The organism is Sutcliffiella cohnii (assembly GCF_002250055.1).
Taxonomy (GTDB): domain Bacteria; phylum Bacillota; class Bacilli; order Bacillales; family Bacillaceae_I; genus Sutcliffiella; species Sutcliffiella cohnii.
Genome location: NZ_CP018866.1, coordinates 3,804,277 through 3,817,162 on the forward strand (window position 1 = coordinate 3,804,277; position 12,886 = coordinate 3,817,162).

Annotated in this window: 14 protein-coding genes, 1 other RNA gene and 1 riboswitch; of the genes, 5 read left to right on the forward strand and 10 right to left on the reverse strand. The window is 36.2% G+C overall.

The features are described from left to right. Window positions 1-1,157 precede the first annotated feature (1,157 nt). From ssrA to BC6307_RS19240, 4 genes are all read right to left on the reverse strand, one after another. Window positions 1,158-1,500, reverse strand: a transfer-messenger RNA (tmRNA) gene (ssrA, locus tag BC6307_RS19225). A gap of 192 nt (window positions 1,501-1,692) precedes the next feature. Further along, entirely contained in the window at window positions 1,693-2,160 is a 468-nt protein-coding gene (gene smpB / locus BC6307_RS19230) for an SsrA-binding protein SmpB (RefSeq protein WP_066418092.1), read from the reverse strand. A 449-nt stretch (window positions 2,161-2,609) separates the two neighbouring features. Next, the gene (gene rnr, locus BC6307_RS19235; protein ID WP_066418094.1) at window positions 2,610-4,976 is read right to left on the reverse strand and encodes a ribonuclease R; all 2,367 of its coding nucleotides are present in this window, start codon (window positions 4,974-4,976) and stop codon (window positions 2,610-2,612) included. A 33-nt stretch (window positions 4,977-5,009) separates the two neighbouring features. Continuing rightward, window positions 5,010-5,744, reverse strand: coding sequence for an alpha/beta hydrolase (locus BC6307_RS19240; RefSeq protein WP_066418097.1), 735 nt, complete (start codon window positions 5,742-5,744; stop codon window positions 5,010-5,012). 406 nt (window positions 5,745-6,150) lie between these two features. Continuing rightward, a riboswitch (cyclic di-GMP riboswitch) is annotated at window positions 6,151-6,258 on the forward strand. Window positions 6,259-6,289: 31 nt separating this feature from the next. Here BC6307_RS19240 and BC6307_RS19245 point away from each other — a divergent pair. Then, on the forward strand, window positions 6,290-6,427 hold the full coding sequence (locus BC6307_RS19245; protein ID WP_084380532.1) for an anti-repressor SinI family protein: 138 nt from the start codon (window positions 6,290-6,292) through the stop codon (window positions 6,425-6,427). A gap of 95 nt (window positions 6,428-6,522) precedes the next feature. Then, on the forward strand, window positions 6,523-6,843 hold the full coding sequence (locus BC6307_RS19250; RefSeq protein ID WP_066418107.1) for a helix-turn-helix domain-containing protein: 321 nt from the start codon (window positions 6,523-6,525) through the stop codon (window positions 6,841-6,843). A gap of 271 nt (window positions 6,844-7,114) precedes the next feature. On the opposite strand, the gene BC6307_RS19255 is transcribed toward BC6307_RS19250, so the two are convergent. The 4 genes from BC6307_RS19255 to BC6307_RS19270 form a co-directional block, all read right to left on the reverse strand. Next, window positions 7,115-7,729, reverse strand: coding sequence for an LPXTG cell wall anchor domain-containing protein (locus BC6307_RS19255; RefSeq protein ID WP_066418109.1), 615 nt, complete (start codon window positions 7,727-7,729; stop codon window positions 7,115-7,117). A gap of 29 nt (window positions 7,730-7,758) precedes the next feature. Beyond that, the gene (sipW, locus tag BC6307_RS19260) at window positions 7,759-8,382 is read right to left on the reverse strand and encodes a signal peptidase I SipW (protein ID WP_066418113.1); all 624 of its coding nucleotides are present in this window, start codon (window positions 8,380-8,382) and stop codon (window positions 7,759-7,761) included. Beyond that, entirely contained in the window at window positions 8,363-9,202 is an 840-nt protein-coding gene (gene tapA, locus BC6307_RS19265; protein WP_066418118.1) for an amyloid fiber anchoring/assembly protein TapA, read from the reverse strand. The genes sipW and tapA overlap by 20 nt, the downstream gene beginning before the upstream one ends. 130 nt (window positions 9,203-9,332) lie before the next feature. Then, window positions 9,333-9,974: a TasA family protein gene (locus BC6307_RS19270; protein ID WP_066418120.1), complete on the reverse strand. Its 642-nt coding sequence runs from the start codon at window positions 9,972-9,974 to the stop codon at window positions 9,333-9,335. A gap of 248 nt (window positions 9,975-10,222) precedes the next feature. Between BC6307_RS19270 and BC6307_RS19275 the strand changes: the two genes are divergently transcribed. The 3 genes from BC6307_RS19275 (at window position 10,223) to BC6307_RS19280 (ending at window position 12,019) form a co-directional block, all read left to right on the forward strand. Beyond that, window positions 10,223-10,576 (forward strand): helix-turn-helix domain-containing protein, encoded by a 354-nt coding sequence (locus BC6307_RS19275; RefSeq protein WP_066418122.1) that lies wholly within the window; start codon window positions 10,223-10,225, stop codon window positions 10,574-10,576. A 2-nt stretch (window positions 10,577-10,578) separates the two neighbouring features. Next, entirely contained in the window at window positions 10,579-10,701 is a 123-nt protein-coding gene (gene sinI / locus BC6307_RS24890; protein WP_235858189.1) for a DNA-binding anti-repressor SinI, read from the forward strand. A gap of 97 nt (window positions 10,702-10,798) precedes the next feature. Continuing rightward, the gene (locus tag BC6307_RS19280; protein ID WP_066418124.1) at window positions 10,799-12,019 is read left to right on the forward strand and encodes an ATP-binding protein; all 1,221 of its coding nucleotides are present in this window, start codon (window positions 10,799-10,801) and stop codon (window positions 12,017-12,019) included. A 23-nt stretch (window positions 12,020-12,042) separates the two neighbouring features. Here BC6307_RS19280 and secG read toward each other — a convergent pair whose 3' ends face one another. Both secG and BC6307_RS19290 read right to left on the reverse strand, forming a co-directional pair. Continuing rightward, on the reverse strand, window positions 12,043-12,273 hold the full coding sequence (gene secG / locus BC6307_RS19285) for a preprotein translocase subunit SecG (protein ID WP_066418127.1): 231 nt from the start codon (window positions 12,271-12,273) through the stop codon (window positions 12,043-12,045). 199 nt (window positions 12,274-12,472) lie between these two features. After that, entirely contained in the window at window positions 12,473-12,844 is a 372-nt protein-coding gene (locus tag BC6307_RS19290) for a hypothetical protein (protein WP_157729290.1), read from the reverse strand. Between the last annotated feature and the right edge of the window lie 42 nt (window positions 12,845-12,886).

A 12,886-nucleotide genomic window follows, 5' to 3' on the forward strand; every position in this document is an offset into this window, starting at 1 on the left:
TCCAGTGAACCTTAGAAATTATTAATGAATGGCTTATGATAATAATCTAAATATCCTCATCTTCGAATTGAAAGAATCACTTGGATATTCTAGGACTCAATCTAATTTTTTCTTAATCAACATTACCGCCATAATTAACTTTTGTGAAATTCGTTTATAAAAGCTACCACTGTTAAATTCTTAAATAGCAAATTTGCGTTGTACTTTAATTAAAAATAATTCCAAGAATATTTTATATCAAATCACTCATTTAACGTTTAATTTTTACATAATTTTGATTTTTTATTTTTTTAGTAGGGAATAACCAATTGTTGTCGAAATAAAGACAGAGGGGGGAACAGAGATGTTTTCCAGAGTAAAAAAACAGCGTTTGTTCCATTAGAAATAAGTGTTGATATTAACAGAATAGATGGGATAGAAGTCTTTGTTACTGGGAAAGGATTTGAAGTAACCCATCTTAAAGGTACTAACGATGAAGAGCACACATCAATGGAAGCTATAAAAAAATTTGAAGAAGTAAACAACTTAAAAGTGGATAGTTAAAAATAATCTTTTCAAAGTTATCGTATTAATATTTTACGTGTATTTTAATATTTTCAAAAACGGATTTACAAACTGAAGTTTTATTACTACTAAATCGCAAAAAACAGGGGTTATGGTTTTATGGAAAATACATGTTATACCCCAGCATGCATTATAACAATCGCAGATTCTAAGTATCAATATAAAGCAATTTAAATCGTACCTTATTCACAATAAACCATAAAATTTCCTAAAAAAAAATAAAGCATAAAGTTTCCAAACGGAAACTTTATGCTTTACGTCACAAAGACCTGCATAAATGCTGGTCTTTGTCTTTTAAGTATGGAGACGGTGGGACGTGTATTTCCATGCTTTCGTCATGGCACTGACTATATCTTAGACCTTTTTAATAAGGCCTTCTGGCGTATTATGCGAAATATAATTTTTACCGTACTCGGTAGCATTTCGCATCCTAGTATTACCACTGCGAGTGGCAACCTATAAGTCGATACACGGCTGTTGGATTACTCCACATACCGCTCGGCATTGCCTTATCACTACTTTTAAAGCGACTTAGGTTTCACCGATAAAGCCAGATTTTCACTTATGTGTTACCACATAAGGCGACTAATAATTAATCGAACCCACGTCCAGAAACATCGCCACTTGAATATCTACGAGTGTAGTCAATATATTAGTAATTCACTAACCCTTCGGCCTATTGACTGGCTTCCTGGCAGCTAGTCTGATTGTTCTCTTCCTTTGACCTCAGACGGCGATCTCCGGCGTAGCCCACTAAGAGTGAGTCCCTGATCCTACCACATGGGCGATGGAGGGAGGAACCGCATTAGACTGTTATTAAGCAGCTAAAGCGAAGTTGTTGTTTTCTTTGCCAGTTATTATTGGCGTTGACGTTGATGACGAGGACGATCCCCCCGACTCGCAACCCAAGCTCGAACTATCCCTGTCGAATCCGTAACGTCCCCTCGATAATAAAGATAAGCATCGTTTATTCAACTTTGCCATCGTATTAAAGCGGGAAAACACGGAGTGATATTTCAAGCTAACGTTACATTAGCTATTCAATTATCAAAGTGCCGCTTAACTTAGCGACAAATTTATTATAACATACTTACATAACTTTTCAATTGTAAGTTTTTGTAAAACACATTACATCTTTTGACGCTCGCGAAATGCACGTTCAATATCACGTTTTGCTTCTTTACGTTTTAAGTCTTCACGTTTGTCATATTTCTTTTTCCCTTTACCTAAACCTAAAAGTAGTTTGGCAAATCCATTTTTCAAGTACACTTTAAGTGGTACGAGTGTGTATCCTTCTTCTTTCGTCATCCCAATAAGTTTGCTAATCTCTTTACGATGAAGAAGTAGTTTTCGTGTCCGTAATGGCTCGTGATTGTAACGGTTACCTTGCTCATAAGGGCTAACATGCATGTTGTGCAAGAACACTTCACCGTTTTGAACACGTGCAAAAGAATCTTTTAAATTCACACGGCCAGCACGAATTGATTTAATTTCTGTACCTTGCAATACCATTCCTGTTTCATATGTCTCTTCAATGAAATAATCATGATATGCTTTTTTGTTTTGGCTTAACGTCTTTCCATGTCCTTTTGGCATCGCGTTTCCCCTTCCTTTTGTAATGAACATTTTACCAAAAATGAGGGGTGGATACAAGGAGTAAGGTAGTTTTGTAGTTATTGTATAGCGGGTGGTGCGTTTTTTATATGAAAGGGGTGTTTTAATTAATACTGTAGGCATTTTATTTAGTGTTGGGCTCTGGTTTAGTTATCATCTGTTGTTTTATTTATCATGGAGCTGAGTTTATTTATCACCGGGCTCGGTTTATTTATCACCAACGCTGATTTATTTATCACCTAACCCGTTTTATTTATCACCAACGCTAATTTATTTATCACTGAACACAGCTTATTTATCACCCACGCTAATTTATTTATCACCCACGCCGGTTTATTTATCACCGCGCCCCAGTTATTTATCACCACGCACCGTTATTACCCCCTAAAATCGATAAAAGCCCACCATTAACGGCGGGCTGCAATATTCCATTATCGCTTCTTTTTCTTTTTACGTTTTGCTTTTGGGGCATTTTCGTAATGTTTTTTCTCAGTTTTCTTCTTTTTATTCGGTGATTGGGTAGACCATCCTATTTCAAAGGTGTAGTCATCAACGTCTTTATCACGTTTTCGTTTTTGGCTACGTCCTTTCGGTGGTTTACCTGCATCACTTTTTATAACGCGAGGTGCGTCTTTACTTAATGTTCGGCGAGTTCCTTTCATGCCAACTACTTCAAAATCAATGGAGCGTTCATCTTTATCGACATTAACGACGCGAATCGTAATCTCATCACCGATTCGATATACTTTCCCTGTACGCTCCCCGATCATTGCATAATGACGTTCGTCGTACGAATAGTAATCGTCTGTTAAGTAGCTTACGTGAACGAGCCCTTCAATTGTATTTGGCAGTTCCACGAACATACCGAAGTTTGTAACAGAGCTAATAATACCGTCGTATTCTTCGCCGATCTTATCTAACATATACTCCGCTTTCTTCAGCTCATCTGTTTCTCTTTCCGCATCTACTGCTCGACGTTCGCGGTTAGACGTATGCTCGGCAATTTCCGGTAACTTTTCTTTCCACTTCGCTTGCGTATCTTCGTCTATTTTTCCTTCAATTAAATAAGTGCGGATTAAACGATGCACGATTAAATCTGGATAACGACGAATTGGTGAAGTGAAATGAGTGTAATACTCTGTTGATAGCCCAAAGTGGCCTAAGCTTTCTTCGTCATATTTCGCTTGCTTCATGGAACGAAGCATGACAGTTGAAACAACCATTTCTTCTGGCTTTCCTTGAACCGCTTCGATAATTTCTTGAAGTGCTCGTGGATGTACAGAGTTACCTTTTCCTTTTACGACATATCCAAAATTCGTAATAAACTCGAAGAAACGTTGTAGCTTTTCTTCTTTCGGATCTTCATGGACACGGTAAATGAATGGGACGTTTAACCAATGGAAATGCTCAGCAATCGTTTCGTTCGCTGCTAGCATGAACTCCTCAATTAAACGCTCCGCAACTGAACGCTCACGGAGCACGACATCAGTTGGGTTTCCTTCCTTATCGACTAGAACTTTCGCTTCTTTAAAGTCAAAATCGATTGCACCACGTGTCATCCGTTTAGTACGAAGAATTTCAGCTAGTCTTTCCATTTCTTCAAACATCGGCACTAAACTTTCGTAACGAGAACGTGTTTCTTCGTCTTTATCAACGAGAATTTTGTTCACATCTGTATACGTCATTCGTTCCGTTGTTTTTATCACACTTTGGAAAATTTCATGCTTAACTACTTCACCTGAAGGGTTTATTTCCATTTCACATGATAACGTTAAGCGATTTACTTTTGGATTTAAAGAACAAATACCATTGGATAAGCGATGCGGTATCATCGGAATAACTCGGTCTACTAAATAAACACTTGTACCACGGTCTAACGCTTCTTTATCAATAGGGGAATCTTCTGTTACGTAATAAGAAACATCGGCAATGTGTACACCTAATTTATAATTTCCGTTATCTAATTGCATTACCGTTACAGCATCATCTAAATCTTTCGCATCAGCACCGTCAATCGTAACGATCACTTCGTCACGAAGATCGCGGCGGCCTTTCATATCTTCTTCGCTAATTTCGTCTGGTACAGCAATCGCTTGGTCCAGCGCTTCTTTCGGAAAATCACCAGGTAATCCGTGCTTATGAATAACGGAGAGAATATCAACACCAGGATCATTTTTATGCCCAAGTATTTCAACTACTTCTCCTTCCGCACTTAAACGTCCTTCTGGATACGTTGTAATTTTCACGACAACTTTATGACCTTCTACCGCTCCACCTGTTGCTTCCTTCGGTATAAAAATATCACTCGTTACCTTTTTATCATCAGGAATAACGAAACCGAAATTTTTGCTTTCTGTATATGTACCGACTATTTGCTTCACACTACGTTCTACAATCCGAATAACGGTTCCTTCTTGTCGAGAACCACCTTCTGCACGCTTGTTCACTCGTACGAGAACGATATCTCCGTGCATCGCATTATTTAGCTCTGTCGGTGGAATAAACACATCCTCTAAATCAGCTTCTTCCGGTACAACGAAAGCGAACCCTTTTGAATGGCCAACTACTTTACCACGAACAAGGTTCATTTTTTCTGGTAACCCGTAACGATTACTTCTCGTACGAACAACTAACCCCTGTTCTTCCATTTGCACTAACGCTTTGACAAACGTTTTAAATTCCTCTGAATCTTCTATTCCGAATGCACTTTCTAACTCACCCGTAGTTAACGGCTTATAGGCCTCTTCTTTCATATAGGAAAGAAGCCGCTCTATATGTTCTTGAATCATTTCTTCCATTTCCCATCCCTCCTTTTAATTGTCTAATACACCTTACCAATCTAATGACTCTAAAAATTCATAAACATCTTCATGTAGTTGTTCACGCTCTTTATCTAGCGTAATGACATGACCTGATTCTTCATACCATTTTATTTTCTTATTGTCTGCCTCCACTGCATTGTAAATAATGTTCGCACTGTCTGTATTAATCATTTTATCGTGGCGTGCTTGAACTACAAATGTTGGCGAGTAAATCATATCGACATTGTCACGAACGTCAGCGATTAATGCTTGTAGCTCTTTTAACGTATTCATCGGAGCAAAAGCCTTCATTTCTTGTTCAATCTGTTCTGGTGTTTTTCCTTCTCTTCGCTTCCATTCACGAGCATACGCTAAAACACCTTCATACATTACTTCTTCACTTTTTATATACATTGGTGCGCACATTGGGACAATACCCTTAATAGGTACAGTGTAACCTAATTTAAGAGAAAATACGCCTCCAAGAGACAAACCAACAGCTGCAATTTGCTCATGACCCTTATCTTTTAAAAACTGATAAGCTTCCATTACATCTTGCCACCAATCTTCCGGGCCTGTATGAACAAGTTCTTCTGGCGGAACACCATGTCCTTTATATTGTGGTGCATGACATGTATAACCTCTTGTTTCTAAAAATCGGCCTAACATGCGAACATCGGCTGAATTTCCTGTAAATCCGTGTAATAGTAAAACCGCTCGTTCCCCGCCTTCAAACGTGAACGGTTCTGGTAACTTCACTTTCATTGGGACATCCCTCACTCTTTATTATTATGTATAGTATGCTCAACCATTTATAAGTAAAAATTTATCCTATCCAAAAAGAATATATTACCATAAAACGTTTTGTTACGCATGAAATATGGTGCTAAACGAATTACTAGTAAAAAAGTAACAGCTTCGCAATCCTATTTATTTTTATGTGGGTAACAATTTGCCTAACTTTAAGTTTCAGACTATTTCGACAAAAGTGGATAAAATTATTTTTCTCCTTTTTAGTAAAAAATTAACATTTAATTCCTCTAATCGTTATCATATCAAGCTTTAGAGAGATTTATCACTTTTTTACTACTTCGACATGTATCTTCAACATCTTTAATATGGTTGTTTTATAATAACTTTGGACATATAGAAAAAGTAGTGCGACTATTGATTCAGTCAAAGGCAAACTTATTGAAAAATAAGGACGCAAAGTCAACAGGTCTACGGGAGATAAACAAAGAAAGAGAAAAAAATCTGCTATGATGGCTGGACTGCCTGGGATACTGATTGTATTTTAGGAGGGAAAAAGTATGGGGAATGGGGTACTAGAAATGACTGAGAATCTAGATAAAGAGTGGATTGAACTAATATCATCTGCGTTAGAATTCGGCATTAGCGTGGAAGAAATTAGAGAGTTTTTACATAACTATCCGAACACCTCTCTTTAGTTCGTATAGTTTTATTTTTGTTTGAAATATCAAACAACACCTTCGATATATGATATAATAGAAAAAGTTAGAGATAGAGAAAGAAGGTGACTACTGTGATCGGCGAGCGCATCAAAAAAATTCGTGAAGAAAAGAAATTATCCATGTCAGAACTAGCAGAGCGTGCAGGGGTTGCTAAATCTTATTTAAGTTCCATCGAACGTAACTTACAATCGAACCCATCTGTACAGTTTTTAGAAAAGGTTTCAGCAGTTTTAGGCGTATCCGTCAACAGCCTTCTACATGAAGAAGTAGACGAAGGAGCCATCGATTCAGAGTGGGCTAACCTAGTAAAAGAAGCTATGAATTCAGGTGTATCAAAAGATGAATTCAAAGAATGGCTAGAATTTAATAAATGGAAAGCAAGCCAAAAATAAAAGCGTCGATAGCAAAATGCATCGGCGCTTTATTATATGACTCGGTCGATTTTATAGCTCTTTACATAAAGAGTAAGCTGTTTCTTTCTTTCGTATTTAGTTGGTTGATGACATAATGCTACGTATTCCTTTTGAGAAGTTAAGTCTGTTGAACAAGTTGGACAGATCCATCGGGAGAATTCTGAGCTGGAGTAGGATGGTTTCGTGCAGGTTGGGCAGGTTTTGGTGTACACCTTAATTTCTCTCCTTTAAAAGAAATAACTTTAAAAATTTATTTATATTGCATTTTTCGTTTTTTTCTATTACTTATTATTAATATAAATGTACCTATAGTTAAAATAATGACACCAATTAAAATAATATCTAAAATGTTTGTAGCTGTTTTAGGTAACTTTACACCATCCACAGGGCTAACTCCTCCAAGTGTACCTTCTGCATAAAACTTAAATTCTACTATAGATGCTAAACCTTGATACTCATTTCCCTTTTCATATGGAAACTCCACTTTAAATAACAATTCATCCTTTCCACCTGATACAATTTCTCTTGGATTTAACGCTTTAAAATCTTCAAGACTACCATTAAAAATCTGTCCACTTTTATCTGAAATAGATAAAATAAGAGCATTATAAAATTTTTCAGAACCTGAAACTAAACTTGCGGACGAAAGATATTTAAAATCTTTCGTACCGCTATTTGTTACTACTAAACTTCTTTCTGCCCAATCTCCTGGTTTCATGTTATCTAATTCAAAAAGTATTTTTTCGGGTGAAGTCCTTATATCTATTTCATTTTCATTAGAGTCAGCAAGAACAGAAGAAGTAGCCGATTGTATTATTAGTATTAGTAAAGCACTATACATGATAAGTTTTACTATAGCATTCATACCGTTTCTCCCTTCCCTTAAGGGCTTAACTAAACTTTTGGCGGTGTATCCTCAATTGGAACAGTTAGTTGTTTACTATTTTTCTCGATCTCATTTATTGCACTCTTAATTGTTAAACCAGCATAAAGTACGAGTAATATACCTGGAAGGACCATTAAAAGTAAGCTTCCATTTTTAGAATTCGCAAAGTTGATAAAATAACCAGCATATGGGATAGTGAAGCCGGTATACTGTGCAACTACATTTTCAGACAAAACAGGCGCGGAATCTTCTGCATTATTACTATCGCCTTTAGTTCGATACATTACATGTTCTCCACTAGTAACAACTTCTGTAATTCTATGAGTAATTAATTTCTCTGTATCTGCTTTAAATGTAATAATATCCCCTTTTTCAAAGCCTTTCATATCTACATCAGGCTTTACCGCAATAACGGATCCTGTTTTTATTTCTGGCTCCATTGAACCAGATAAAACAGTTTTTAATTGATAGCCTAAAACTTGTGGTTCTCCTCCAGCAGCTTTGGAGGATATTACGAGAACAGCCATTAAAATTAAAGTTGCAAATAAAGTAAATGTCACTAAACTACTAAACCATTTTTTTATATTTTTTAGACTAAATAGGCTTTTAAGCTTATCCTTCACTTGATTCATCTCCTTCATGTTCCTTTTCTTCATCTATACTCTGATTCTTAGGTTGATCTGAAGATATCTCTTCTTCAGTTTTTTCATCGTCACTTTCTTCTGGAGGTATTTCTTCACTTTTTTCTTCTTTTTCTGGCTCTGGTTCTAATTCTTCATCCATTTTTTCTTCTTTATTTTCTTCCTCTTCATTTTTTATGTCTTCATTCGGTTGTTCTTCTACTATTTCTTCCTTTTCCTCTAATGACTTATCTATTTCATTCTCTTCTTCTTCAGCTGCTCCCTTAATATCTTTCTGTTTTTTACACTGGACTTTCACTTTTTCACTCCACACTTCTTTTCTATTAATATAGTCCTTTTCAAATCCAGGTCTTTGTAGAGCTTTGAAAACGTACCATCCTTCACTTTCAGCTTGATAAGTTAAGAGGACAGTCCCCCCTTTAGGGATCGGTTCAATCCAACCTGAAAAAATTCTATCACCATGTTTTAGTGGATTCCCATTTTCATATAATTCAGTGTAATAAATCTCATACTCTGTCGCTTTAGACATATCTAATCCATCATTTTTAACTACCACACCGATTTCTTCAGGAGGACAACTATGTACAACTTGAGTACCTCTATTAGGAAAAATAAGATCACTTCCGTCGTACCAATCTGAAGCAGTAGTGATCCTAGTGTTTGTTTGTGAAGTGTCACTGTAATAGGCTAGTGTTCCATTTGTTAAATATGATAGTGAAATAATTGATACATAATAAATAGCAGCTAATTGTAAAATGATTAGAAACCCTTTGTTCTTTTTACCAAACTTCCTTAATCTAGAGCTCCTCATTTCAATGTTAGAACCTCCTTTAATGCTTTTACTTTCTATCATGAATATACAATTAGATTTATATATTTATGATAAAAAATAAATGGTGAAAGGTGAGCTAACCCCACCCTTCCCCAATCTATCTAGTTTCTTATTTTATAGTTCCAGCTGTTTGGTGAGCTTCGAAGTTCCAGAAGAGAGTCAACTCAGCATCTTGGAATGTATTTTGATCTTCAGTATTATCTACAAATTCAAACACAACAATTAAGTCATCTGAATCCCCAGCTGCAAGGCCGCCCCTTTCTCCATTTACTTCACCTAGCCACGGTAAATTTACGTATAGATCATTTGCTACTGCATCAGGAAGACCATCTGCAGCTTTTAGTTCTGCTAAAGTAGTAGTAGTTATAACATTGTTTGGCCCTACAACGATATTACCTAGACCATTCTTATCTACGTTTGTCATGAAATGTACGAGAATATGCTCACCTAAGTCTCCTCCTGTATACTTGTCGCCATATTCAACAGTGTAATCTGTATGAATATCAACTCTAGAGATATCTAAAGTACCGTCATTTGAAAGTTCAAAAGCTCTTGGCATAATATCTCCTGGTTTAATGTTTTCAGCACGAATTACATACTCTGGATTAATGGATAAATCTAATGTACCCGATGCAAATGTGTTAGTTGTTGCTACTGTGTCACTAAAGTACGCATATGTACCTCCACCAATTAGTGCTAAACCTAGTGCTGCTGAAGCTACCCCTAAACCTAATTTCTTTTTTAAACTCATTCTTTTTCCTCCTATACCCCTAAGGTAAAATTTTTAAGTTCGTTGTTCTCTTTAACGAACCTTACAATACGAAGTATAAAACACTTTGTTCGTTATGAAAAACGCCAAATTAGTTCGTTTTTTCGCAATTGAGAACATTTTTAGGACTTTTTCATTAGTTTTCTCTCATTTACTTAGTTTTTTGTTTTTTATAATGAATTAACTGTACGATATAATGAACAAAAAGATATATAGTTAGGACGATGTGTATGATTGGTGACGAGATAAAGAAACTTCGTAATAATAATGGACTTAGTTTAAGTGAATTAGCGGAAAAATCAGGTGTTTCAAAGTCTTACTTGAGTCAATTAGAACGAAATTTGCAAGTAAACCCTTCTCTTCAATTGTTAAGTAAAATTGCGACATCATTAGATACCGATATAGAAGAATTACTTAATAAAAAGAAAAAGGTAAGTGGGCCAAAAATTACGCTAGATGCTGAATGGCGACGGCTTTTATACAAAGCGATTTCTGAGGGGATGACAAAAGAAGATTTTGTACAGTTTCGTGATTACCTTCATTTTAAGAAATGGCAAGAAACGAAAAGAATTAAGGGGGAATAACTGTGGACCTAGAATATGAATTAGATTGTGACTGGATTCAAATGATTCTTGAAGCCAAAGAAATGGGGATGACGATGGAAGAAATAAGTGAGGCATTTAAGGAGCTTAGTAAGAATGTTGAATAGGAAAATTAGGGGGCCAAAGCGGTCTCTCTTTTTTTTACATTTTCTTTCCAACTATAATCTAGTAAAATGGAGATATTACAAATATTGAGGTATTAACATGAAGAATCAAACCCATTTACCAAATAAAAAAATATATTGGATTATTGCGATTGCTAGTATCGTCTTAATGACGTTAGGTTCGTTCATTGAACTGTGGGAAAATGGGCCAACAGCCACATTTATTACGCACCTATTAATTGTAGTAGTCATTTCCATACTATTAATTATTTATCCTAAAAAGAAAAATATCTTCACTAAATATGCATTGAACATTGCAATGCCCATTTATTTTTACGCAATGTTCATTTTCTATCCATTCACTTTATCACCACTCCTTATCATTTGCTTTATTCCAGGGATAGCGATATTGTTCTACAATCAAAGGCTATTTTATTTTTCGTTAATTAGTAATGTTGTAATAGTACTTTCTTTTATGCTTTATGTCTTTTTAGTAGATCAAGGAGCTGGTTTTCCTATATTTTATAAAGACTTACACGGTTATGCGATCAATTTTTTAGCATGCCAAGTTATGCTTTATTTTATTTTTGCACTCATTAAGAAAAAAATTGAAGAGCAAAAGCAGTATTATCAGCAAATCCAAGAGGATGAACGATTAAAGACAACAGGACAATTGGCTGCAGCAGTTGCACATGAAATTCGCAATCCGATTACAGTAGTGAAAGGATTTATCCAATTACATGAAACAGATAAGCAATTACCTGACCATATAAAGAAGCATTATAAATTAATGATGGACGAGCTGTATACAGCTGAAACGGTTATTTCAGACTTTTTATCTCTCGCAAAGCCTGAGGTTAGTGAAGTTGAAACAGTTGAAGTTAAACCAGCTCTTTATAATGTAATGGATTTGCTAAATACGTACGCTCACATTGATACAATCCAAATAGAATTAGACATTGAAGATTATTATTCGATTCAATGTACTTTAATGGAATTTAAGCAGCTATTCGTCAATTTATTGAAAAACGCGGTGGAAGCTTCCAAGCATGGGGGAACAGTGCGAGTAAAGGTTAGAAAAGTTAATGATAGGGTTCAAATTGACATTGTCGATCAAGGGGTTGGGATGACGAAGGAACAATTAAAAAGAATCGGCACTCCCTTCTATTCTTTAAAGGCAAAAGGGACTGGACTTGGGTTAATGATTTGCTTTAATATTGTCCAGAAATATAATGGAACGATTAACTTTTTTAGCGAGGAAGGAAAAGGGACTAACGTTACGGTCGCATTTCCGTTAATTAAAAAAACCACTTCTCGGTAATGGGAAGTGGTTTTACTGTTGTTTTATGCAAAATAAGCGATTGCTAAAGTTAGTAAGAAAAATAGTACAGCTAATACGATCGTTGCACGATGTAAAACTAAATCAAGACCGCGCGCTTTTTGTTTACCAAATAATGTTTCTGCTCCACCAGCGATTGCACCAGATAGACCAGCACTTTTTCCTGATTGAAGTAAAACAACGACTACAAGTGCTAAAGAAGTAATAATAAGTAAAATAGTTAAGAAAATTTGCATGTGACTACGACACCTCCATCGAACGTTCATAAGTAAACTTACAATAAATGTACCACAAAATGTTAGTGTGGACAAGAGGGAGAAAATGCGAAAAGGTCAGGAATTTCTTCATTTGGAATAGTGCACTTTGCGTTTACTGTTAGTTTTTTGTGCTAGTCGTGAGCCTTATTAAGTAATTTGAATCATTTTTTTGGCCAAGCTAACTCGCTTTTGTGCCAACTGAACTCACTTTTCGGCCAACCGAACTCACTTTTGCGCCAACCGAACTCACTTTTGCGCCAACTGGACTCACTTTTCGGCCAACCGGACTCACTTTTCGGCCAACCGAACTCACTTTTCGGCCAACTGAGCTTCTTTTTACGCCAACTAGAAACACTTTTCGGCCAACTGAGCTTCTTTTTACGCCAACCGGTAACACTTTTCGGCCAACTGAGCTTCTTTTTACGCCAACCGGTAACACTTTTCGGCCAATTGAGCATCTTTTTACGCCAACCGGTAACACTTTTCGGCCAATTGAGCATCTTTTTACGCCAACCGGTAACACTTTTCGGCCAGCAGGCCCATTGTTCACGCCACCCAATATAAAAGGGCCTGACCCCTAATAGGTCAGACC

Bases quoted from the DNA above. Each gene is read 5' to 3' on its own strand.
- smpB (WP_066418092.1), bottom strand. From the start codon at position 2,160: ATGCCAAAAGGACATGGAAAGACGTTAAGCCAAAACAAAAAAGCATAT.
- BC6307_RS19275 (WP_066418122.1), top strand. From the start codon at position 10,223: ATGATTGGTGACGAGATAAAGAAACTTCGTAATAATAATGGACTTAGT.
- BC6307_RS19270 (WP_066418120.1), bottom strand. From the start codon at position 9,974: ATGAGTTTAAAAAAGAAATTAGGTTTAGGGGTAGCTTCAGCAGCACTA.
- BC6307_RS19280 (WP_066418124.1), top strand. From the start codon at position 10,799: ATGAAGAATCAAACCCATTTACCAAATAAAAAAATATATTGGATTATT.
- sipW (WP_066418113.1), bottom strand. From the start codon at position 8,382: ATGAATCAAGTGAAGGATAAGCTTAAAAGCCTATTTAGTCTAAAAAAT.
- BC6307_RS19240 (WP_066418097.1), bottom strand. From the start codon at position 5,744: ATGAAAGTGAAGTTACCAGAACCGTTCACGTTTGAAGGCGGGGAACGA.
- rnr (WP_066418094.1), bottom strand. From the start codon at position 4,976: ATGGAAGAAATGATTCAAGAACATATAGAGCGGCTTCTTTCCTATATG.
- BC6307_RS19245 (WP_084380532.1), top strand. From the start codon at position 6,290: ATGGGGAATGGGGTACTAGAAATGACTGAGAATCTAGATAAAGAGTGG.
- secG (WP_066418127.1), bottom strand. From the start codon at position 12,273: ATGCAAATTTTCTTAACTATTTTACTTATTATTACTTCTTTAGCACTT.
- BC6307_RS19255 (WP_066418109.1), bottom strand. From the start codon at position 7,729: ATGAATGCTATAGTAAAACTTATCATGTATAGTGCTTTACTAATACTA.
- tapA (WP_066418118.1), bottom strand. From the start codon at position 9,202: ATGAGGAGCTCTAGATTAAGGAAGTTTGGTAAAAAGAACAAAGGGTTT.